This is a genomic window from Bacillus cereus group sp. BfR-BA-01523 (assembly GCF_022662615.1).
In the GTDB taxonomy this organism is placed as follows: Bacteria; Bacillota; Bacilli; order Bacillales; family Bacillaceae_G; genus Bacillus_A; species Bacillus_A mycoides.
Genome location: NZ_JAKUDX010000017.1, coordinates 51,564 through 73,669 on the forward strand (window position 1 = coordinate 51,564; position 22,106 = coordinate 73,669).

Here is a 22,106-nt window from a genome sequence, read left to right on the forward strand (position 1 = left end):
AGGTAAAAATGGGTATGATTATATTTTTTTGCTACTTAATACAATTCCACTCACTGCATATAAAATAGATGCAATATAAAAAATGGTGCCAATCGTAAAGAAATCTACTAAATATCCCGTTGCAATAACTGCTACTGCTCCTCCAACCGATGTCCACACATGATATTTTCCAATTTCATAACCAGCTTTTTTCTGTTCTACCTTTCGTGCTAACGATGTCTTCTCCGTATTACGCTGCACAGCACCTAAAATACCCATTAAAATTTGGAGAATGTATACATGCCAAACTTCTGTTGCAATAGGGAAAAAAAGCATTAATATAGCCATGGACCATGCGTATATAATTAATAACTTTCTATCACCTACCCTATCAGAGATTCTTCCAACTAACGGATATACTAGAGCTGAAGTTAAGGCAAATAAGCCGTACGCCCAGCCAAATTGCGAGAAACTATTTCCTACATTTCGAAGCAATAGTATATAAAAAGGAAATACCATACTACCCGCCATCATAATAATGCTTTGTGAGGCTACAAATCTTCTATATGTCATTTGCTATACTCCTTATAAAATAAATTCACAAACCTTTCCTCTGGGTCTACTTCCTTCTTCTTCTGAAGGAATTCTTCTATGCGAGGATACGCTTTCTTTAGTTGCTCCTTTTCCGGATAAGAATAATACGGTAAATAATAACTTCCATTGTGCTTTAACGTAACATCAATCATCTTTTGAATGACCACTTTTATTTTCTTTATTTCATCTTCAGAACGCCCTTGATTAATTAGAAGCACAAGCGCAAACATATCATCTTTCGCATAAGATAGCACCGCATTCTCATTCTTTTCTACATAGCGGATTGTGATGTTAAGAAGGTTTAATTCCTCTTCATTTAAAACACTTCGCAAATCATCTATATACTCTGCAAAACCATCTATCGGTACAAAGTACTCTTGTAAAACTTCGGTCAAGTTTGGATTATCGTATTCCATAAAAGCACTATCAGATCTCATTACGTTATTTCGAGTTTCGTACTTACCATCTGTACGTTCAAAATAACTTCTTTGTATATCCCAAAATGCGCCCTTTCCCCAGTCACTATAACGTGATAACCCAAGTAAGAATTTCGGCGCAGCTATAATATTTTCTTCTTTTAATTTGCTGTGCTCTCCCAGCTTCTGTTGATCTTCTGCCAGTACATAATCTGTCACATACATTTCTTTTAAAAATGAATTTGGGGCAACAGAAATACGTGCTAAATGCATACGTATATTCTCGTCCCTTCGCACTTTATTCTTAAAGTATGAAGAGTATTCTTTATAATCTAGTACCTTCGTGTCCGTTTCATACAATTCATCGTTTGTTAACTGTAGCGTCACATCTAAAATCACACCAAATAATCCATATCCTCCAATTACATACGGAAACAAGTCAGCATTTTCTTCTCTATTTACATTACGCACCGTACCATCTGCCATTAACAATCTGAACGACTCTACTGTATCAATCAATGCTTCATGACGAATATCACGCCCATGTACATTTACACTTAATGAACCACCAACAGTAAAAATATTTTGAGATTGCATCACTTGAACTGCAAGACCATATGGATTGATTTTCTTTTGAATGTCATTCCATGTGACACCACTTTGCACCCTAATCCTCTTCTTCTCCGGATCGAATTCTAATATTTCATTATATCCTTTCATATCAAGCATCGTACCGTTAGGATAATATGTCTGCCCGCCTTGGCTATGTTGCATACCTGCAATAGAAATCTTCTCTCCAGATACTTTTGCATCTTGCACTAACTTTTTTAATGAACTTTCATCCTCAGCACTTTCAACACGTTTAATTTTCGTTGGAAGCAACTTTCCTACATCACTCATAATAGGATGATCCAGTTGCTCTTTGTATGTATATATAGATGTCACGAGCAACACTGTATACGCTACAATAACAACTGCTATCTTTCTTTTTTTCAAATGGCACTCTCCCCTTCTAACGTTCTTCCTCTTCATATTGTACCTACTTTCCTACGAAGAAGGTATTAACAAAAAAGAGAGAGACCCTTTATTTTAGGTCCCTCCCTCATCAAAACTGTTACTTTGCTGCTGGCAGCTGTATTGGCTCAAACTTTTCGTACGATGTATATTTTGCATTCGTAATAATGTGTGCCTTATCCTTACCATTACTACTCATAATCATATCTATCTTCGCTGATTCATATTTAAAATCTTTTGTAATGATATATTCTGCATCCACTTCTTCTATCTTTGCGTTTTGTGCTTGTAGCATTTTCTTCTGCGTTTCATCCATGCTAGCTAACATACTCTCTGTTTCTTGCCCTTTTAATATGAACTTCAGTTTATATTTGTCTCCGCTTTTCTCCATCTTCATTTTATCTAAAACTACTGCTGGCACTTCTAAATTATCTACAATATCTTGAGTTGCTTTCATTCCGCTAGCATTTAATTGCTCCTCCGGTACAGATATAACTTCTCCTGTATTAGGATTTTTCACCTGACCAGCAACTTTACCATCCACCGCATACACTACAACATCTGTACCAGAAACATTCATTTCAGAACGAGAATTCTTTTTCTTTGGCTCTAATTGCATCTTAGCCTTTAATATATTCATCTCTGTTCCTTCAGCTTTTATCTCTACATCATATGTCATCGTTACATTTTCTTCATTTTTAAAAGCGTCATTCGTTTTCTTGAAAACATCCTTCGCTGCTAATTCTTTTTCTTTCTGCATGGCTTCTTTTTTCGGTTCATCAGTCTTTGTTGTTTTCTCATTGCTACACCCTACCCCCAGACTGATTGCAAGCACTAAACTTGAAATAAAAATAGTTTTTTTCATAATGTCGCCCCCTTTCTCAAAATAATATCACCTCTTTTCCTACGAAATCTATATAATTTTTAATCTTTATTCGCTATATAGCAACATGTTTGATGAGAGTTTTAAATATGATGTAAATAACAACAACTCATTTCAGGAGGTCATTATGAAGGCGATTATTTGCACACAGTATGGACCACCTAACGTTCTTCAGCTTCAAAATATAGAGAAACCTACACCTAAAAAGAACGAAGTATTAATTAAAATTCACGCAACAAGTGTAACGATTGGAGATTGTAGAATACGCGGCTTTAATAGCCCCCTCTTATTTTGGATTCCTATGCGGATCATATTAGGTTTCAGAAAACCGAGAAAACCTGTACTCGGCGTAGAGTTATCCGGTGAAATCGAAGAAGTAGGAACAGATGTAACTCAATTTAAAAAAGGTGATCCAATTTTTGCATTAACAGAACTAAACCTCGGTGGTTATGCCGAGTACACATGCGTACATGAAAGTGGATTAATAACATTAAAACCTACCAATGTGACGTATGAAGAAGCGGCAGTTATTCCTTTTGGTGGAACTTCAGCATTACATTTCCTGAGAAAGGGCCGTATAAAAAAAGGGCAACAAGTGCTCATATATGGTGCCTCCGGATCAGTAGGAACAGCTGCTGTACAACTTGCTAAATATTTCGGCGCGACCGTTACGGCTGTTTGTAGTAATTCAAATTTTGAACTCGTGCAATCTTTAGGAGCTGATAAAGTAATTGATTATACGAAAGAAGATTTTACTAAGCAAGGCAAATGCTACGATATTATATTTGATGCAGTTGGGAAGTATAAAAAATCCCTTTGTACAAACACATTAACACCCAATGGAAAATATGTATCTGTTAATGGAATGATGGCCAAGGTAAGTAAAGAGGATATGATTCTATTAAAAAAACTAGTCGAAACGGAAAAACTAAAGCCCGTTATTGATAGAACTTACCGATTAGAAGAAATTGCTGAAGCTCATATGTATGTGGAAAAGGGACATAAAAAAGGGAACGTTTCGATTACCTTAAAATAAAATATATTCAGAAAATAATATTGACAATTCTTTTTGTAAGATTTACTATTAGTACCATATTTAAAAACTACATACACATACTCTTATCAAGAGTGGCGGAGGGACTGGCCCGATGATGCCCGGCAACCGAGCTTAGAACGTATAAGCTAAGGTGCTAATTCCTGCAGAACGATTTTCGTTTTGGAAGATAAGAGAGGAACCTATTTCGTCTATTCGGCACCTCTCTTATTTTTGAGAGGTGCTTTTTATTTTGGAACGTATATTAAGGGGGAATTATAGATGAAAAAGGTATTATTAAGTATTGTAAGCGGAGCTGTATTATTGTTAGGTGCGTGTGGTGCTAATTCTGATAAAGAGGTAAAAGCATTAGATGAGAAAAAGATTACTGTCGGTGTAACAGGCGGACCGCATGAACAAATTTTTGAAAAGGTAAAAGAAGTGGCAGCAAAAGATGGTCTCGAAATTGATGTAAAGGTATTTAATGATTATGTAGCACCAAACGTATCTTTAGATGAAAAAAGCCTCGATGTAAATAGCTATCAAACTAAATCTTATTTAGACGTATTTAAAGCTGAACGCAACATGAAATTAACTGAAGTATTTTCCACAGTAACATTCCCTATGGGTGTATATTCTAAAAGCTTAAAAGATGTAAAAGAATTAAAAGAGGGCGATGCAATCGCTGTCCCAAATGATCCAACAAATGAGCTTCGTGCTTTAAAGCTATTTGAAAAAGCAGGTGTTTTAAAGGTTGATCCAAAAGCTACAGAAAAAGCGACTGCAAAAGATGTAATTGAAAACCCGAAAAATTTAAAGATTGTTGAATTAGAGGCATCTCAATTACCAACACAACTAAGTGAAGTAAAGGCAGCTGCAATTAATACAAACTTTGCATTAGGTGCAAAATTAAGCCCAGCGAAAGATTCTATTTTCCGTGAAGGAAAAGATTCACCATATGTGAATTGGGTCGTTGTTCGTACTGAAAATAAAGATGATGCTGTTGTTAATAAATTAAAGAAAGCTTATCAATCTAAAGAAGTAAAAGATTTCATTGAGAAAAAATTCGATGGTTCTGTTTTACCGTCTTGGTAGGAGCTGACTATAATGATTGAATTAAAAAATGTCTCCAAAGTATTTACAACAAAAAAAGGGAATGTTGAGGCTCTTAAATCAACTTCCCTTAAAGTAAAAAAGGGCGAAGTATTTGGAATCATCGGATATAGTGGCGCTGGTAAAAGTACATTAATCCGTTGTGTAAATTTATTAGAAAAACCAACGACAGGAGATATCATTGTAAATGAACAAGAGTTAACAACCTTATCGACAAAAGAACTCGCAAAGGCGAGAAAAAAGATCGGCATGATTTTTCAAGGATTCAATTTACTTAAAACCGTTACCGTTTATGAAAATATCGCACTACCCTTACGTCTATCTGGTCTTCCCAAAAATGAAATTGAAAAAAGGGTAGAAAAGTATTTACGCATTGTTGATCTCTTTAATAAAAAAGATGCCTATCCAAGTGAATTATCTGGTGGTCAAAAACAACGTGTAGCGATCGCTCGCGCACTATCTCATGAGCCTGAAGTTTTATTAAGTGATGAAGCAACGAGCGCATTAGATCCGGAAACGACCGATTCTATTCTTGATTTATTATTAAAGATCAACGAAGAAATCGGAATTACGATTTTGCTAATTACACACGAAATGAATGTCATCCAGCGTATTTGTGACCAAGTTGCTGTAATGGAACATGGGGCGGTAGTCGAAAGTGGAACCGTAAAAGATATTTTCACAAACCCACAACATGTAACAACGAAGAAATTTGTAAATAGCGCGTTTGCAGCTAAAATTCCAGAAGATGTGCAGAAAGAACTACAAAGCACCGGGGAAATCGTAACACTTTCATTTATAGGAACCGCTTCAGGAGAACCAGCGTTAGCTATCGCTACAAAACGTTTCCACGTATATCCGAATATTTTATCAGGCAATATTACGCAGTTAAAACATGAGGCATATGGGAAACTGACCGTTCATATGCAAGGTGAAAAAAGTGAAGTACACCGTGCCTTATCATTTTTACAAGAACAAGGGATCATCGTAGAAGGAGGTAGAACAGATTATGGGAAACAAGTCCTTTTTGGATGAGTGGGGTAACGTAATATGGGAAGCAACAATTCAAACATTTCAAATGACATCTATTTCACTACTTATCTCTATTCTTACTGCATTACCACTCGGCGTCACACTTGTTTTAACGAGACCTGGTGGACAGCGAGAAAATAAAATTATCTATCCTATTCTTAATACAGTTATTAATATCATTCGTTCTCTTCCATTTATCATTCTATTATTCTTCATTTTACCTTTTACAAAGTTTCTAATGGGAACGTCCATTGGCGTGCAAGGTGTTATCGTACCACTTGTTGTCTTCACAGCCCCTTACATTGCCCGTTTAATGGAAACTGCTTTATTAGAAGTGGATCGCGGTGTCATTGAAGCATATCAAGCAATGGGAGTCTCTACTTTAAAAATCATTTGGCACGTTATGGTTAAAGAAGCTCGCCCGTCTCTCGTACTTGGATTAACAATCGCAACGATCGGCTTAATCGGTGCAACAGCAATGGCTGGACTTGTCGGTGCTGGCGGCCTTGGTGATTTAGCATATCGATTCGGACATTTACGCTACGAACCTGAAGTAATGTATGCAACAGTCTTTATTTTGATTATCCTCGTTCAAGGATTACAGTCTTTAGGGAATGGTGTTGCACGAAGATTGAAGAAAGATTAAAAAGAAGGTATCTCATTGAAATGAGATACCTTCTTTTTAATTATAAAATTATCTCTTAAATCCACCTTCTGAATGAATAACTTGCCCTGTAATCCATTCGGCTTCTTCGCTCACTAAAAACTTAATAAGTCTTGCTGCATCCTTTGGCTCACCAATTCTGCCGAAAGGAAACATCGGTCTTAATCCTTGCTTTATCTCCTCATTCATCCATCCTGTACTAGTTGGACCTGGATTAATTGCATTCACTGTTATCCCTAAATGGGCCACTTCCGCTGACAACGTACTAGTAAGAGCGTCAATTGCTCCCTTCGTTGTTGCATACGCTAATTCTCCTGCCATAGGTCCTTTAAATTGTCCCGACGTCATATTCACAATTCTACCACCAGATTTCTTATCAAAACCTTGGGCAAATTGACTACTTAACAATGTAGTCGCACGAACATTTACCATGTAGTGCTTATCTAGTTCTTCAGCAGTCAAATTAGAGAAATCATTATTTGTAGAATATGCTGCATTATTAATTAATATATGAGGGTAACCTAATTGTTCAGTAACTTTATTTATAAGCTGATTTGATGCATCATTCTGAGTTAGATCTAACTCCATGCTCGATACTTTGACACCGTTTTGTATCAACTCTTCTTTTAATTGTATTTGTTCATTTTCATCAACGCCCCAAGGCATCTCTTTATCGTATTCTGTCCAATACGTAAAAAATATATCGTATCCAGCCTCTGCTAACTCCGTGCAAATAGCTGCTCCTATACCGTCTAGACGACTTACACCTGTAACAACTGCTATTTTATTTTTTAATTGATTCATCATATACTCCTCCAATTTTAAAGGACGCATATTTTATATAGGAGATATAAACTTTCCCACAAAAAAGACAGATACATAAAATAGGCATCTATCCTTACAAAAGGGATGTACAAGCTAAATATGCAGTCCTTGAATGATTTACAGATAGCTAAATAAACCCTCACTTATGAGAGAAAAATTCATCTATCTAATTTCTAATCATTACAAGTTCATCCACATATCGAGTCTTTGTCCCCTTTCAATATATCTCTATTATTTACTCTAACAAAAAGATTCAATATTTAAAATGGAAAAGATAATCTTCTCTCTCTTTTGGCGGAAAAATATTGTAATTACCTATATAAGCTTTAAATATGTTTCTATTAAAAATAACCATTAAGATATCAAAATAATAAAAACAACCAGAAAAACACTGGTAAATACTGGTTCACTTTCTTATAATAAAACGTGGGGCTAATGTGAGAGATATAAAGGGGCTGATTATACAGACCCAACTGGTTTTAAACAAATAGGGGGAAGAAACATGTCAAAAAAATTACTTTCTTTATTTTCTACACTAATCGTAGCAGCTTTTGTAATAACTGGCTGTGGTCAAAGCGATACGACAAATAAAGAACAAAAAGAAGATGTAACGCAAGAAAACAAAACAGAAAAAACGGATACAACGAAAGAAAATAAACCTGAAGAAAAAAAATCCGAAGATAAAAAAGCTGAAGATAAAAAGCCTGAAAATACAGCTACTAGCTCAAGCGATTACTCTAAGCTGATTTCCTATATGGAAAAAGAAACAGGTGGTAAAACAAAAGTTCTTTTTGAAAATAAGGAACCACAAGTGTATAAAGCTGAAGATGTTTCAGTAACAATGAATGGTTATACATTAGTTGAATTAAATGGATTCCATACAAACTTCGACATTCCGTTTAATCGTCAAACAGAGGGCGGAGTTATTCTTGTGAACTACAGCGTAAAAAATAGTTCAGCTAAAGATATTTATTATATGCCAGCATTGGACATGTCATTTACTGGTGCTCAGAAAGCATATAGTAACTATAGAGATTTAATTCCAACAGAAGATCAGCTACCAACTAAGCTTGCTCCAACGAATGATTACTTAGTAAAAGCAGGAGAAACTATTTCTGGTTATATCGCTTATCCATTCGGAAAAGATGATCTAGCGAAAATTTCAAATCTCTCAACGGTCTCAGTCACAGTCCCAACTGCACAAGCTAATAAAGGAAAATTTGATGCTCCAATCGGAAGTCCTGGAAGCTTTTCATTAAGTTTAAACAAACAAGGTGCTGAAAAGGTTGCAACAGATAACACTTTCTACCAAGATAAAGCTACAGCTAATAACATGGGCGATAAAAAAATGTTAAAAGAGAAATCAAGTATTAATAACAGCCAAGAATTAGGCGCTGTTAATGTTACATTAGACGGATACCAATTCACTCAATTCACACCAAATTCCGTCGAAGCTCCACGCTTTGCAAATTTTAAAAACGGTCTTGTTCTGTTAACAGTAAAATTCAAGCTTGATAACAAAGATGCTCAAGACGTTTCACTATCTCCTATAAGCTCTACATTAAGAGTGAATGATGGTACACAATATACGATTAATGAAGGTATGCTATTAAATTACGACTATAACGCTTCAGTCAAAACAGGAACATCTGGAGAGTTACTGCAAGTATATATTTTAGACCAAGAGCAGTATGAAAAGATTTTGAAAGACAAAAGCTTCGAGATTGAGTTAGGACCTATGAGAAATAAAGAAGCAAAAGATATTTCACAGGGTAAAAAAGCTAAATTTACATTACCTAAATAGATTACTAAACATATAATAGAAAAGGCATATAACATATGATTGTTATATGCCTTTTTTATTTTATAAAAACACCATTTTTGTTCACACTTTATCCATTGTGAATTTATTCACAATGGATATATAATAAACATGTAAATAGAATATTGGAGGGATTTCAATGGTTATCAATTTTTTAAGAACTGATAAACGCGCTACTTTCATATTATTATTTTTACGACTTTACATAGGATATGCATGGCTCGCTGCTGGAATAGGAAAAGTTTTTGGACAGTCTTTTGATGCAAGTGGTTTTCTAAAAGGAGCTATCGCTCAAGCATCAGGTGACCACCCTGCAGTACAAGGTTGGTGGGCAGATTTTCTTCAACATTTTGTTCTTCCAAACGCAGACCTATTTAGCTTTTTAGTTCAATGGGGAGAAATTTTAGTAGGGCTAGGTTTGATTTTAGGTGGATTAACAAAAACAGCTGCATTTTTCGGCATCATAATGAACCTTTCATTTTTATTAAGCGGAACTGTTAGTGTAAACCCAAACCTGCTTATTTTAACTATGTTCATTTTAGTTGCAGGACATAATGCTGGACGTATTGGATTAGATGGTTATGTTTTCCCCAAAATTTTCAAAAAAAATAACCGTGAAGCATATAAATTAGGTAAAACTGCATAAGAATAGTTCACCTTTTAAATATAAATAAGGAAAGAGCCTACATTCAGGCTCTTTTCTCATTTACACCAAAACATTTCACAGTTTGCCTTATCCGAAATGTTAAACTCAATCATATATAACCGAATAAATGTGTACGACTTTATTTCAAGCACCTAAAAAGCTTAAAGACTAAAACAAGCCATTATAAAACCCTAAATTCTTTCATACTTTCTCCAAGAATATAGTGTGAAAACCACATCAAATTCAGCTTCATAATAGCCACATTAATTCCTGGCTGGTCAGAACTATATGCCATTCCTTTAAAAATAATTAATTCTGTATCAACTTCCATATCCCTTAACCCTTGATATAGCTCATATGCATTGGAAGTTGGAATCCTTGCATCCTTTTCGCCATGTTGGATTAAGGTAGGCGTACAGGCTGATTTAATATATGTAATTGGCGATGTTTTTGTATATATATCTGGATCATTCCATGGAGTATTTCCTAAATGCATTCTAATAAAGTAAGGTATATCTGTATTCACATAATGGGTACTCCAGTTAGTAATTCCACCTCCAACTGAAATAGCTTTAAATCTATTACTAAACGTAGAACAGAAGGCTGATATATATCCTCCGTTACTCCATCCCATAACTCCTACTCTATCTTTATCTACAATCCCTTTTTCAACTAGTTCATCCACTCCAGATATAACATCATCGTAGTCAGCAATTCCCTGTTTTCTATAGTTGGCTTTTAAGAACTCATTACCATAGCCAGAACTTCCTCTATAGTTTGGCTCTAAAACTATAAAGCCTTTTTCGATAAACTGCTCAATCGGATATTTCTCATTAAAACAGTCTGAGAATATCGGAAAAGATGCCCAAGCTGGTCCACCATGGATTACTACTAATAAAGGATATTTTTTGTTGGCATCAAAATCTACTGGGGTTGATAAAACACCCTCTATTTCAAGACCATCACTACTTTGCCATGAGATTATTTCCCTGTTACTTTTCAGCTTCCCTTTAAAAAGGCTATTTTCATCCGTTATTTTTTTATCGTCTAAATAAATTTCAAAGGTTTCATTTGTTATAGCCTTACTATAGGATATATGATTTCCATCCCTTGTTATAGAAGCATCCATTATAAAGCCATCTACTTTGTCACTTAACATTTCCACAGTGCCATCCTCACATAGCAAACCAATGAGGTAATTCGTTTTATCCTGCCATCTAATTAAAATTCCTTTAGCTGTCCACTGTAATGGCATAACCGTACTATCAAAATCTAGTAAAGGTCGAATTAGCTCTCCATTATTCATATCATATATCTCTAATGTACTGTCTTGTATATGAGTCTTATAGTACTCCTTCTCCCTTATGCTTGCCGAGTAACATATTTTGCTGCCTTCAGGAGAAAAGCAAACGCTCCCTCCCAACAACTTATCTATATTCATCTTTTGTAGTTCTCCAGCTTCAATATCTAATATATATAGATCACCATTCATATAATCGTTTAGGCTTAGTGTAGCTATACATACAACCTTTTTCCCATCATTTGAAATATCAAAGTTATGTATATAAAAATCCTTACCCTCAGTTAATTGATAAACACCGCTAATCTCTCGTTCCCCTTTATCATTTTGTATCACTTTTTCTATTTCAATGTAATATAAACAATTATGCCGATGTTCCTTACCTACATGTTGGAAGTCCCCATATAGCTCTTTACGTTTCTTTATTCCCTCACATTCTTTTGACTGTGCCACATAATAAAAGCCTTTGCCACTAGGCTCCCATTTAAAATTACTGACCCCTTCTTTCTCATCAGTAATTTGAACCTCACTACAACCGTCTATTGACTTAACAAAGATCTGATTTTTATTAGCCCCGTCACCGCCTGGGCTAAGGTATGCAATAGTCTTGGAATCTGGAGACCATAATGGATGTGTACTATCTATATCTCCAGTTGTTAGTGGATAACTCTGCCCTTTATCTTTCTCATATATCCATACATGATTTCTATATGTATTGTCTTTCCAGTTAGCTGTCTTCTTAACAAATGCTACGCCTTTGCCGTCATCACTTATATTTGCACCTGATAAGGTTGGTAATGAAATAATCTCTTCTATACTTAAATATGTTTTTTCTTTCACCTTCATTAATAAACCCCCTTGTAATGTCTAGTAATCTAATTTGTTCAATAAAGTGAAACTTTAATCAGTGTTTTTTTCCATCAACGAATATCTGAAATAACAACAGAAAATTCAGTTAAATAAAAGTAGTTCCGTCCCAAATCCGATAAAACCTCATGCTATCTGCCGGTTTTTATACTTTTTAAATCCCACTGACCGATCTAATGAGGGATCATCTTGAATTTCAAGACAAGGCTGATAATCTCTCCCACTGCCAGTTCCTTGCCCCTCTTTAATCCACTTATCGATTTTAGATGTTCTTTTTTCGACACAAAAATGCCCCTTTAGATAATCATATCCAAAGGGGCAAAGCTTCACAACTTTTTTATAAACGTCGTGACTTTATTTTAAATTTACAATAATCTAGTTACTCTACCAATCTCCTACTCAACAGTAACAGACTTAGCTAAGTTACGTGGCTTATCAACGTCACATTCGCGGTGAAGCGCTGCGTAGTATGAGATAAGTTGGAATGGAATAACTGCTACTAGCGGTGCTAGTGCTTCGTGTACAGCTGGTAATACGAAGCTGTCACCTTCCATTTCTAAGCCTTTCATTGAGATGATACATGGGTTAGCTCCGCGTGCTACTACTTCTTTCACGTTACCACGAATTCCAAGGTTTACGTGCTCTTGTGTAGCAAGTGCGATAACTGGTGTACCGTTTTCGATTAAGGCAATTGTACCGTGTTTTAATTCTCCTCCAGCAAATCCTTCTGCTTGGATGTAAGAGATTTCTTTTAGTTTTAACGCACCTTCTAAACCTACGAAGAAGTCTACGCTACGTCCGATGAAGAAGCAGTTACGCGTTGTTGCTAAAAATTGTTTTGCTAATGCGTCCATTTCTTCTTTTTGATCACAAAGTTCTATCATTGCATTTGCTACAAGTCCTAATTCGTGTGTTAAATCAAAATCAAGAACTTCGCCTTTTGCTTTAGCAATGTCCGCAGCTAAAATTGAAAGTACCGCAAGCTGTGCTGTGTAAGCTTTCGTTGATGCAACTGCGATTTCTGGTCCCGCGTATAACGGAAGTGTATAATCAGCTTCACGAGAAAGCGTAGAACCAGGTACGTTTGTAATCGTTAATGCTTTATGACCCATTTCATTCGTTTGTACAAGTACTGCACGGCTATCAGCTGTTTCACCACTTTGTGAAATGTAAATGAAGAATGGTCTCTCTGTTAATAATGGCATGTTATAAGAAAATTCACTTGCTACATGCACTTCAACTGGCATTTTTGCAAACTTCTCGATAAATTGTTTTCCAACAAGACCTGCATGATAACTTGTTCCACATGCAATGATGTAAATACGATCGCTATCTAAAATTGCGTTACGGATATCTTCATTCAGTTCAATCTCGCCATTTTCATCTTGGTACTTTTGAATTATATTACGGATTACAAGTGGTTGCTCATCGATTTCTTTAAGCATGAAATGAGGGTATGTTCCTTTTTCAATATCACTTGCGTCTAATTCCGCTGTAAACGGTGCACGTTCAATCGTTTCACCTTGTAAGTTTTTAATTGTAATACTTTCTTTCGTTACGATTACGATTTCTTTATCCATTAACTCAATAAATTGATCTGTAACTTGTAACATCGCCATAGCGTCGCTCGCCACAACATTAAAGTTGTCACCAACACCTACTAATAGCGGGCTTTTGTTTTTAGCAACATAAATCATGTTTGGATTTTCAGCATCAAGTAATCCGATTGCATAAGAGCCATGTAAAAGAGATAGCGTATTACGGAACGCTTCTTCTACACTTAGTCCTGTGCTCACTTGTTGTTCCATAAGTTGCACGATAATTTCTGTATCTGTTTCACTTACGAACGTTACATCTTGTAAATATTCCTTTTTCACTAACTCATAATTTTCAATTACACCGTTATGAACTAGTGTAAAGCGTTTTGATGTACTTTGATGCGGATGCGCGTTTAGTTTGCTTGGAACACCGTGTGTAGCCCAGCGTGTGTGACCGATTCCCACGCTTGCTGCTACGTTCTCTTCTACGACTTCGCGAAGTTTTGCAATACGGCCTTTTTCTTTGTATACAACAACACCGTTCTCTGCTTGTACTGCAATACCTGCTGAATCATATCCGCGATATTCTAGCTTTTCTAAACCTTTTAATAAAATTTCCTTTGCATCTTGCTCTCCAATAAATCCTACGATTCCACACATGTTTAGTCGCCGTTACAAATGCTTACACTGCTTTGCGAACATGTAACGACATAGTCCGATACCATTTATTTATATTAAAAAAACGGATTACATATTGCTAGCCCTGTAAGCTTGTAACGGCTTTCACCTTCCTCTCGATTGGGTTAAAGTCCGTATATACTTATACAGCTAGTATTCATCCGTTCCTTTTCTCTCATCACACTTTCACCTTTGTCCACTAAGTCACCTTAATGTTTTAAGTAAAAGATTGCGGTTGTGATGAACAACCGGGAGTCATCCGCCGAAATCTCGATAAACTCCACCTCGTCAACTACACTACTTGTAGTTCTGGCGCTTTTATAATTTACAATATTTCCTTTGAGAAAAAGAACAAGACCATCGTATAACAAACAATATAAATCGTCAATGAAATTTTTTTCATTGTCTATAAAACATATGAAAAAGGAGCACTTTTTGTGCTCCTTTTAAATAAAACCAGCTAATTATTCAACGCCAACTTCAGCTTTCACAACTTCTACAATACGATGTACATACCCATCACAAATTTCTTGTGTCGGTGCTTCTGCCATTACACGAATAAGTGGTTCTGTTCCAGATGGACGAACAAGAATACGACCGTCTCCATTCATTTCTTCCTCTACAACACGAATAATTTCTTTAATTTTCTCGTTTTCTAATGCTAGTTTTTTATCTGTTACACGAACGTTTACTAGTAATTGTGGGAATTTTGTCATCTCGCCTGCAAGCTCAGATAATGGCTTTTTCGTCATTTTCATGATGTTTACAAGTTGAAGTGCACTTAACATTCCATCACCAGTTGTAATGTAATCAAGTAAGATAATATGACCTGATTGTTCTCCGCCCAGGTTATATCCACCACGTTTCATCTCTTCCATTACGTAGCGATCACCAACTGCTGTTTTATCACTTGTAATATTGTTTGCTTCAAGCGCTTTGTAGAAACCTAAGTTACTCATAACTGTTGAAACAACTGTATTATGTTTCAATTGACCAGTTTCTTTCATATACTTCGCGCAAATAAACATAATTTGATCGCCATCAACGATGTTTCCTTTTTCGTCTACTGCGATTAAACGGTCTCCGTCACCATCAAAAGCAAGACCAATGTCAGCACCTTTTTCTTTTACTAATTCAGCTAACACTTCTGGATGCGTAGAACCTACTCCAGCGTTAATATTCATACCGTTCGGTGAAGTTCCCATTGTTGAAATATCAGCTTCTAAATCTGCAAATAAATATGGAGCTAAAGAAGATGTAGCACCATGTGCACAATCTAAAGCAATATGTAAACCAGAGAAATCTTCCTCTACAGTTTGTTTAATGTATTGTAAATATTTTTGTCCACCTTCAAAGTAATCACTCACTTGTCCAAGGTTAGTACCTGTTGGACGTGGTAGCTCATCAACTTCTTTGTCTAATAACGCTTCAATTTCTGCTTCTTGCTCATCTGTTAATTTAAATCCATCTGAACCGAAGAACTTAATTCCATTATCTTGTACTGGGTTATGAGATGCAGAGATCATAACACCTGCTTGCGCCCCTAAAGCTTTTGTTAAATAAGCCACACCTGGTGTAGAAATAACACCAAGGCGCATTACTTCCGCTCCAGTTGATAATAGGCCTGCTACTAAAGCTCCTTCTAGCATATGTCCAGATACACGTGTATCACGGCCAATAATTACTTTTGGACGATCTGTATCTTTTGTTAATACATAGCCGCCAAAACGTCCTATTTTAAAAGCTAATTCAGGTGTTAATTCCTTATTTGCAACCCCACGTACTCCGTCTGTACCAAAATATTTACCCATTATTATTCGCTCCTTTTTCGTGCTCTTTTTGATTATCTACTGTTGGTTCTTGGCTTGGTTCTTGGCCATTTTCTTTTTCTTTATCTTTTTCCTGATCCTTTTCTGGATCTGGTTCAGGTTTTTTTGGTTTTTCAGTTTGATTTTCTTGATTGTTTTTTGAATCTGGTTGTTCAATATTACCCTGTACTTCTTTATCCGGCTTTTCTTTCTTCACAATTGTGACTTTAGCACTTTTTTGTTTTGCTTCTATCGAAATATTACCAGGACCACTCACTTGAATAGAAACATCTTTCGTCCCCGGAGATACATTTTGCAGATTAATCGCCGCTGTTATTTGAGCAGCTGTTATTTTATCTACTATACTTGCTTCTCCTGAAATATCAACGCTTATCTTTCCATCTTGTGGCGAAAGTAGCTGCGCAGTAACATCATTCGGAATTCCACTTTTTTGAATCGGGATACCATCAATAGTTTTACTTTTCGTTTGTTTTACCTTTTGTACCCCTACGGAAACCTTCACTTGATTTGGTTTTGCACTTGTTACACCTTTTGGCAATAAAACAGAGGCATCGAATGTTGTAGAATCCGTCAATTGACTAAAATCTACCTCGACCCCCTCTATAGATTGTATATTATCCAAAATGTCTTTTGGACCTGCTATCGTTACTTCTCTCGGCTCAACGCTAATATTTGTAACAGTCAATCCTTCTGGCAAACTCCCCTTTTTCGTATACGTCACAGGAACAGTTTTTTCAATATTATTGGCCGTAGCTTGCGTCGCCACATTCAATGTTACACTAACTTTAGATGGACTCGTTCTTACATTTAAACGTTTTCCTTCTTTATTGTATAATGTAACTTCGGCTGTTTTTGTAACAGTTTTATTAACACCTTTTAAATCAATATACGCCTTAGCAGATGAAATACTTTCAATTTCTTCTTTCGTCCCAACTACCTCAACAGTATCAGGTTTAATGTTTGATTTTTCGAGAGTAGAACCCGCTGGCATTTGATCCTCATTTGATAATTTTAAGTCTACATGAACGTATTTTCTCGCTTTTTCATGTAGAGTAATTTTAATTGTTGATGGCTGAACTGTTCCTTTCACATCATCTGGAAGCCCGTTCGTTTTCAAAGAAACTTCATAAGTTCCTTTTTCGCTATCTCTCAAATCAACTGGTATATCAAATTGTTTTTTTGCTTTTGCTGTAGCAACTGCTGATTTTGGACCTTCCAACTTCACCTTGACTCCACCTGATGGAATACCACTTACAATATATTTCTCTTCATCATACTTAAGGGTAATAGGATAATCAGTTAATGTTTCTTTCGTTTCATTTACGAAAGGTAATATACTCGATGTCGTATTTTTTTCAGTTAAAGTTGCTGACATGAAAAGCATACACGCCAATAGTAATGAGATTCCTTTTAAAAACCAATGATTCTCCATTAACTTATCCATGACGCTTTCTCCTCCAATTCCATAAAGACGAAGAAGTCGTTTTTTCATTCCCACTAAATTCTGCTAACAACATGTCCTTCAGCTGTTCTGTCTTCAAATCACGATGTAACTTCCCGTTTTTCGTTAAAGAAATTTGGCCTGTTTCTTCCGACACAACTACTGTAATACTATCAGTGACTTCACTAACTCCCATTGCAGCGCGATGCCTAGTTCCTAACTCCTTAGAAATAAATGGGCTTTCTGATAACGGAAGGTAACATGCTGCTGCTTTAATTGTACTTCCCTGCATAATTACTGCTCCATCATGAAGAGGGGTATTAGGGATAAAAATATTAATGAGTAATTCCGATGATACATTTGCATTTAGCGGAATACCCGTTTCTACATAATCATCCATCCCAGTCTCTTTTGACAAAGTAATTAGTGCACCAATTCTACGTTTTCCCATATATTCCGTTGCTTTAGCTATCGCTGTTGCAACAATTTCAGGTTCATCTTCCCCCTGATTTCCCACACGCGAAAATAAGCTACCCCGTCCTAGCTGCTCAAGTGCTCTTCTCAATTCTGGCTGGAAGATAATAATAACGGCTAAAAATCCCCACGTTAATACTTGTTCCGTTAGCCAATATAGCGTATGCAATTCAAGTAAAATACTAATCATCCGGACGACAATAATAACTGTAATACCTTTTAAAAGTTGCACAGCCTTCGTGCCCCGAATTATAAGAATTAGCTTATATATAATAAACCATACAACAGCAATATCTAATGCCGTACTAAGATATTTCAAAATGGTCGTATCTTCAAAAGGCATGCTAACCCTTCCTCCTACTTACGAGCAATTCTATCCATATATTGAAATATTATTTTATGCTCTATCTGTATGTATTTCCAACAACTAGTTAATTATACCATACATGAACCAAACGACAATTACAAACGCCCCCCTTTAGCTTAAATTGGTAAGATGTCAAACTTTATTATCCTACAGTATAATATAAGTCATTATTATACGCCTATTTTCAAATAAAAAAAGCAACTTCTCAGTTGCTTTTCTTACATTTATTTTAGTTTTTCACCGAACAAAGAACCCATTAAAGCAACCGCTGTTGTTGCTGTTCTGTTTCTCTCATCTAAAATCGTATTTACTTCAACAAATTCAGCAGATGTAACAATATCAGCTTCTGCTAACATCTCCATCGCTAAGTGGCTTTCACGATAAGATAGACCACCAATTACAGGTGTTCCAACTCCTGGTGCGTCATGAGGATCAAGCCCATCTAAATCTAATGATAAATGAACACCGTCAGTATGAGATAAATACGCAATTGTTTCTTCCATAACAGCCGTCATACCCATACGATCAATTTCATGCATTGAGAATACTTTAATGCCTTCTTCACGAATAAAGTCCTTTTCTCCTTCATCTAATGCACGTGCACCTATAATTACAACGTTCTCTTTTTTTACTTTCGGGTATGCCCCGTATAAATCTACAAGTGAAGAATGTCCATAACCTAAACTTGCAGCAAGTGACATACCGTGAATATTTCCAGATGGTGATGTTTCTTCTGTATTTAAATCACCGTGTGCATCATACCAAATAACACCTAAATTTTTATAATGTTTCGCCACACCAGCTAGCGTACCGATAGCAATACTATGATCACCGCCTAATACAAGTGGAAAACGACCTTCTTCTATAATATGATCAACCTTAGTCGCTAGTTCATTACATACAGTTGCAACTTGAGTAAGGTTTCGTAACTTTGTATTTTCATCTACTTCTTTTTCTCTCTCTATACATATATCTCCCATATCTTTTACGTCATATCCAATTTGTTCAATTCTTTCAACTACCCCTGCATAACGGATCGCGCTTGGTCCCATATCAACCCCGCGACGCATCTGTCCTAAATCCATTGGAACTCCAATAACTGAGATTTCTTTTTTCATAGATAGTATCCCCCTTTTATGCCTTCACTAAATATTTTAAATCTTTTATATAGTCTGACTCAACTCGACATTTTTCTGCATGGATATACATTTTATTCACTTATATTTACGTTGGACTCCCGATTTTCAAACTATTCTATGTATAAAGTTAACTTAATGAACCAACTAACTTTTCTATCAGCTAATATTTTTATCCGTGCCTTTCTCCATCAATACCTAGAATTACACAAAATATCCTCAAATAACTGAATTTAAAAAACACTTCTACACTTAGAAGCGTTTTTCTGATGCTAGTTTCCACACTGCTGCAATATTTCTCGCTGTCATTTCTATATTCTCTTCTGCCCTTTTATATGCCTCTTCTAATGTCATTGGACTTGCTGTAATACTAAATACTGCATCAATTCCCTTTTCATAAACAATTGTATAGTTCGGAGATACAGATCCACCAATAGCAATTACAGGAATATGACGGCATTTCGCCCGCTTCGCGACACCAACAGGAGCTTTTCCATAAGCTGTTTGTTCATCTATCCTTCCCTCACCAGTTACAATAAGATCGGCACCCTCTATACACTTATCAAAATTTGTATAATCTAATACAATTTCAATCCCTTTTCTTAGCTGTCCCTTTAGTACTGCAACGGCAGCGGCTCCCATTCCTCCAGCTGCCCCTGCACCAGGTATTAGGGACACATCAAAAGATACGTACTGTTTAAGTATATTAGCATAATGTTTTAAATTCCCGTCTAGCTCTTTCATCATCTCTACATTCGCACCCTTTTGTCTCCCAAATACAAAAGACGCTCCCTTTGGTCCAACTAATGGATTGTCGACATCACATGCTGCTTCTAGCTTTATATCCTTCAAACGTGTATCCATACGAGAAAGGTTAAGAGCAGTAATCAAATGTAATGTTCCTCCAGAGGGCTCAATTACTTCACCTTTCCTATTAATAAACTCTACGCCTAAAGCAGACAACATACCTGCCCCACCATCATTTGTAGCACTTCCTCCAAGCCCTAAAATAATGTGTTTAGCTCCTTGATCTAATGCATGTAATATCAGTTCACCTGTCCCTTTTGTCGTTGTAATAAGTGGGTTTCTCTTTTCAATTGGAACGTGTTGTAATCCTGATGCTGCCGCCATTTCAATAAATGCTGTCTCCTTATCCTTAGACATACCATAATAGGCTTGCACACTCTCCCCAAGCGGCCCTGTCACATTAAGTGATATAATTCCCCCCATTGTAGCACCAACAAGAGATTCGACCGTTCCTTCACCTCCATCTCCAATTGGTACTTTAACGTACTCTGCTTTAGGAAAAACTGCTGCAAAGCCCCTTTCAATAGCTTCACATACCTCTATAGCTTTCAGGCTTTCTTTATATGAATCCGATGCAATGACAACTTTCATAATTATCCCCCCTTATTCAATCCCTTTTTTTCATTTTAAACGATATACGGAAAAGTTTCCTTTTTGAGTGGAATTTAAACACAAAAAAAGCTTACATCATTTGATGTAAGCTTTTCCTATTTATATGGAGCCTAGCGGGATCGAACCGCTGACCTCCTGCGTGCAAGGCAGGCGCTCTCCCAGCTGAGCTAAGGCCCCTTAGTAATTAAGCGGAAGACGGGATTCGAACCCGCGACCCCAACCTTGGCAAGGTTGTATTCTACCACTGAACTACTTCCGCGAAAATGGTGAGCCATGAAGGATTCGAACCTTCGACCCTCTGATTAAAAGTCAGATGCTCTACCAACTGAGCTAATGGCTCGTAAATGGCTGGGCTAGCTGGATTCGAACCAGCGCATGACGGAGTCAAAGTCCGTTGCCTTACCGCTTGGCTATAGCCCATTAATATTTACTAGTATGGTTATCTTTTCAAAAAAATAAACCCTCTCAGGTTATTTTAAAGAAAATGGTGGAGGGGGGCAGATTCGAACTGCCGAACCCAAAGGAGCGGATTTACAGTCCGCCGCGTTTAGCCACTTCGCTACCCCTCCGACATTTAAAAATATATGGTGGAGGATGACGGGATCGAACCGCCGACCCCCTGCTTGTAAGGCAGGTGCTCTCCCAGCTGAGCTAATCCTCCAAAAGTGGTGACCCGTACGGGATTCGAACCCGTGTTACCGCCGTGAAAGGGCGGTGTCTTAACCACTTGACCAACGGGCCAAAAAAAAACAAAACTTTTCCCAAGCTTCCAACCGGGCTTGAACCGGTGACCTCTTCCTTACCATGGAAGTACTCTACCAGCTGAGCTATGGAAGCATAATGGCTCCGCAGGTAGGAATCGAACCTACGACCGATCGGTTAACAGCCGATAGCTCTACCGCTGAGCTACTGCGGAATAATATAAGCCTGGCAACGTCCTACTCTCACAGGGACAAGGTCCCAACTACCATCGGCGCTAGAGAGCTTAACTTCCGTGTTCGGTATGGGAACGGGTGTGACCTCTCTGCCATCATTA

17 protein-coding genes, 9 tRNA genes, 1 rRNA gene, 1 pseudogene and 1 riboswitch are annotated in these 22,106 nt (G+C 36.7%); of the genes and pseudogenes, 6 read left to right on the plus strand and 22 right to left on the minus strand.

Translation table 11 applies throughout. The annotated features are described in order from the left end of the window. Window positions 1-18: 18 nt before the first annotated feature. The 3 genes from MR066_RS24735 to MR066_RS24745 form a co-directional block, all read right to left on the minus strand. Entirely contained in the window at window positions 19-552 is a 534-nt protein-coding gene (locus MR066_RS24735) for an MFS transporter (protein WP_012260185.1), read from the minus strand. After that, complete coding sequence (locus tag MR066_RS24740) at window positions 549-1,985, minus strand: FAD-binding oxidoreductase (RefSeq protein ID WP_242248855.1); 1,437 nt, start codon at window positions 1,983-1,985, stop codon at window positions 549-551. Before MR066_RS24740 ends, MR066_RS24735 begins: the two co-directional genes overlap by 4 nt. Before the next feature lie 118 nt (window positions 1,986-2,103). Next, window positions 2,104-2,868, minus strand: a complete 765-nt coding sequence (locus MR066_RS24745; RefSeq protein ID WP_242248857.1) for a hypothetical protein — start codon at window positions 2,866-2,868, stop codon at window positions 2,104-2,106. Window positions 2,869-3,013: 145 nt separating this feature from the next. Here MR066_RS24745 and MR066_RS24750 point away from each other — a divergent pair, with 145 nt between their 5' ends. The 4 genes from MR066_RS24750 (at window position 3,014) to MR066_RS24765 (ending at window position 6,710) form a co-directional block, all read left to right on the plus strand. Continuing rightward, the gene (locus MR066_RS24750) at window positions 3,014-3,922 is read left to right on the plus strand and encodes an NAD(P)-dependent alcohol dehydrogenase (RefSeq protein WP_242248859.1); all 909 of its coding nucleotides are present in this window, start codon (window positions 3,014-3,016) and stop codon (window positions 3,920-3,922) included. Window positions 3,923-4,002: 80 nt separating this feature from the next. Continuing rightward, window positions 4,003-4,116: riboswitch (SAM riboswitch) on the plus strand. Between the two features lie 85 nt (window positions 4,117-4,201). Beyond that, the gene (locus MR066_RS24755; RefSeq protein ID WP_000756967.1) at window positions 4,202-5,014 is read left to right on the plus strand and encodes a MetQ/NlpA family ABC transporter substrate-binding protein; all 813 of its coding nucleotides are present in this window, start codon (window positions 4,202-4,204) and stop codon (window positions 5,012-5,014) included. 12 nt (window positions 5,015-5,026) lie between these two features. Further along, complete coding sequence (locus MR066_RS24760; protein ID WP_061674526.1) at window positions 5,027-6,067, plus strand: methionine ABC transporter ATP-binding protein; 1,041 nt, start codon at window positions 5,027-5,029, stop codon at window positions 6,065-6,067. Then, complete coding sequence (locus MR066_RS24765) at window positions 6,042-6,710, plus strand: methionine ABC transporter permease (RefSeq protein WP_242248861.1); 669 nt, start codon at window positions 6,042-6,044, stop codon at window positions 6,708-6,710. Before MR066_RS24760 ends, MR066_RS24765 begins: the two co-directional genes overlap by 26 nt. Window positions 6,711-6,758: 48 nt before the next feature. Here the strand turns inward: MR066_RS24765 and MR066_RS24770 are convergent, their stop codons facing one another. Then, entirely contained in the window at window positions 6,759-7,535 is a 777-nt protein-coding gene (locus MR066_RS24770; RefSeq protein ID WP_033708708.1) for an SDR family oxidoreductase, read from the minus strand. A 520-nt stretch (window positions 7,536-8,055) separates the two neighbouring features. Between MR066_RS24770 and MR066_RS24775 the strand changes: the two genes are divergently transcribed. Continuing rightward, window positions 8,056-9,357: a DUF5068 domain-containing protein gene (locus MR066_RS24775; protein ID WP_002029370.1), complete on the plus strand. Its 1,302-nt coding sequence runs from the start codon at window positions 8,056-8,058 to the stop codon at window positions 9,355-9,357. A 157-nt stretch (window positions 9,358-9,514) separates the two neighbouring features. Then, window positions 9,515-10,021, plus strand: coding sequence for a DoxX family membrane protein (locus MR066_RS24780; protein WP_242248862.1), 507 nt, complete (start codon window positions 9,515-9,517; stop codon window positions 10,019-10,021). A gap of 181 nt (window positions 10,022-10,202) precedes the next feature. Here the strand turns inward: MR066_RS24780 and MR066_RS24785 are convergent, their stop codons facing one another. From MR066_RS24785 to rrf, 18 genes and pseudogenes are all read right to left on the minus strand, one after another. Then, complete coding sequence (locus tag MR066_RS24785) at window positions 10,203-12,167, minus strand: S9 family peptidase (protein ID WP_242248864.1); 1,965 nt, start codon at window positions 12,165-12,167, stop codon at window positions 10,203-10,205. Window positions 12,168-12,583: 416 nt separating this feature from the next. Continuing rightward, window positions 12,584-14,386 carry a glutamine--fructose-6-phosphate transaminase (isomerizing) gene (gene glmS, locus MR066_RS24790; RefSeq protein WP_002029375.1) on the minus strand — a complete coding sequence of 601 codons (1,803 nt, stop codon included), beginning with the start codon at window positions 14,384-14,386 and terminating at the stop codon, window positions 12,584-12,586. A gap of 12 nt (window positions 14,387-14,398) precedes the next feature. After that, window positions 14,399-14,583, minus strand: a pseudogene (locus tag MR066_RS27450) (hypothetical protein). Window positions 14,584-14,868: 285 nt separating this feature from the next. After that, a complete protein-coding gene (glmM, locus tag MR066_RS24795; RefSeq protein WP_002139928.1) occupies window positions 14,869-16,215 on the minus strand; it encodes a phosphoglucosamine mutase in 1,347 nt (448 codons plus the stop codon). Then, a complete protein-coding gene (locus tag MR066_RS24800) occupies window positions 16,208-17,677 on the minus strand; it encodes a CdaR family protein (RefSeq protein ID WP_242248866.1) in 1,470 nt (489 codons plus the stop codon). Before MR066_RS24800 ends, glmM begins: the two co-directional genes overlap by 8 nt. Beyond that, window positions 17,670-18,491, minus strand: coding sequence for a diadenylate cyclase CdaA (cdaA, locus tag MR066_RS24805; RefSeq protein ID WP_002124707.1), 822 nt, complete (start codon window positions 18,489-18,491; stop codon window positions 17,670-17,672). Before cdaA ends, MR066_RS24800 begins: the two co-directional genes overlap by 8 nt. A 248-nt stretch (window positions 18,492-18,739) precedes the next feature. Further along, a complete protein-coding gene (rocF, locus tag MR066_RS24810) occupies window positions 18,740-19,633 on the minus strand; it encodes an arginase (RefSeq protein WP_002029355.1) in 894 nt (297 codons plus the stop codon). Between the two features lie 270 nt (window positions 19,634-19,903). Next, complete coding sequence (locus MR066_RS24815; RefSeq protein ID WP_242248868.1) at window positions 19,904-21,049, minus strand: glycerate kinase; 1,146 nt, start codon at window positions 21,047-21,049, stop codon at window positions 19,904-19,906. Between the two features lie 125 nt (window positions 21,050-21,174). Continuing rightward, a tRNA-Ala gene (locus MR066_RS24820) sits at window positions 21,175-21,247 on the minus strand. Between the two features lie 10 nt (window positions 21,248-21,257). Continuing rightward, a tRNA-Gly gene (locus tag MR066_RS24825) sits at window positions 21,258-21,329 on the minus strand. A gap of 5 nt (window positions 21,330-21,334) precedes the next feature. After that, window positions 21,335-21,410: transfer RNA gene (locus tag MR066_RS24830), tRNA-Lys, on the minus strand. A gap of 5 nt (window positions 21,411-21,415) precedes the next feature. Then, window positions 21,416-21,490: transfer RNA gene (locus MR066_RS24835), tRNA-Gln, on the minus strand. 65 nt (window positions 21,491-21,555) lie between these two features. Continuing rightward, window positions 21,556-21,639 (minus strand) — tRNA-Tyr (locus tag MR066_RS24840). A gap of 16 nt (window positions 21,640-21,655) precedes the next feature. After that, window positions 21,656-21,731, minus strand: a tRNA-Val gene (locus MR066_RS24845). Between the two features lie 5 nt (window positions 21,732-21,736). Beyond that, window positions 21,737-21,811: transfer RNA gene (locus MR066_RS24850), tRNA-Glu, on the minus strand. Window positions 21,812-21,834: 23 nt separating this feature from the next. Further along, window positions 21,835-21,907 (minus strand) — tRNA-Thr (locus MR066_RS24855). Between the two features lie 4 nt (window positions 21,908-21,911). After that, a tRNA-Asn gene (locus tag MR066_RS24860) sits at window positions 21,912-21,986 on the minus strand. A gap of 9 nt (window positions 21,987-21,995) precedes the next feature. Next, window positions 21,996-22,106: ribosomal RNA gene (rrf, locus tag MR066_RS24865) — 5S ribosomal RNA — on the minus strand; the annotation flags it as partial.

Excerpts from the sequence above, each read along its gene's own strand:
- MR066_RS24775 (WP_002029370.1), top strand. The coding sequence starts at position 8,056 with ATGTCAAAAAAATTACTTTCTTTATTTTCTACACTAATCGTAGCAGCT.
- MR066_RS24785 (WP_242248864.1), bottom strand. The coding sequence starts at position 12,167 with ATGAAGGTGAAAGAAAAAACATATTTAAGTATAGAAGAGATTATTTCA.
- MR066_RS24735 (WP_012260185.1), bottom strand. The coding sequence starts at position 552 with ATGACATATAGAAGATTTGTAGCCTCACAAAGCATTATTATGATGGCG.
- glmM (WP_002139928.1), bottom strand. The coding sequence starts at position 16,215 with ATGGGTAAATATTTTGGTACAGACGGAGTACGTGGGGTTGCAAATAAG.
- cdaA (WP_002124707.1), bottom strand. The coding sequence starts at position 18,491 with ATGCCTTTTGAAGATACGACCATTTTGAAATATCTTAGTACGGCATTA.
- MR066_RS24770 (WP_033708708.1), bottom strand. The coding sequence starts at position 7,535 with ATGATGAATCAATTAAAAAATAAAATAGCAGTTGTTACAGGTGTAAGT.
- MR066_RS24765 (WP_242248861.1), top strand. The coding sequence starts at position 6,042 with ATGGGAAACAAGTCCTTTTTGGATGAGTGGGGTAACGTAATATGGGAA.
- MR066_RS24780 (WP_242248862.1), top strand. The coding sequence starts at position 9,515 with ATGGTTATCAATTTTTTAAGAACTGATAAACGCGCTACTTTCATATTA.
- MR066_RS24745 (WP_242248857.1), bottom strand. The coding sequence starts at position 2,868 with ATGAAAAAAACTATTTTTATTTCAAGTTTAGTGCTTGCAATCAGTCTG.
- rocF (WP_002029355.1), bottom strand. The coding sequence starts at position 19,633 with ATGAAAAAAGAAATCTCAGTTATTGGAGTTCCAATGGATTTAGGACAG.
- MR066_RS24815 (WP_242248868.1), bottom strand. The coding sequence starts at position 21,049 with ATGAAAGTTGTCATTGCATCGGATTCATATAAAGAAAGCCTGAAAGCT.
- MR066_RS24760 (WP_061674526.1), top strand. The coding sequence starts at position 5,027 with ATGATTGAATTAAAAAATGTCTCCAAAGTATTTACAACAAAAAAAGGG.
- MR066_RS24755 (WP_000756967.1), top strand. The coding sequence starts at position 4,202 with ATGAAAAAGGTATTATTAAGTATTGTAAGCGGAGCTGTATTATTGTTA.
- glmS (WP_002029375.1), bottom strand. The coding sequence starts at position 14,386 with ATGTGTGGAATCGTAGGATTTATTGGAGAGCAAGATGCAAAGGAAATT.
- MR066_RS24800 (WP_242248866.1), bottom strand. The coding sequence starts at position 17,677 with ATGGATAAGTTAATGGAGAATCATTGGTTTTTAAAAGGAATCTCATTA.
- MR066_RS24750 (WP_242248859.1), top strand. The coding sequence starts at position 3,014 with ATGAAGGCGATTATTTGCACACAGTATGGACCACCTAACGTTCTTCAG.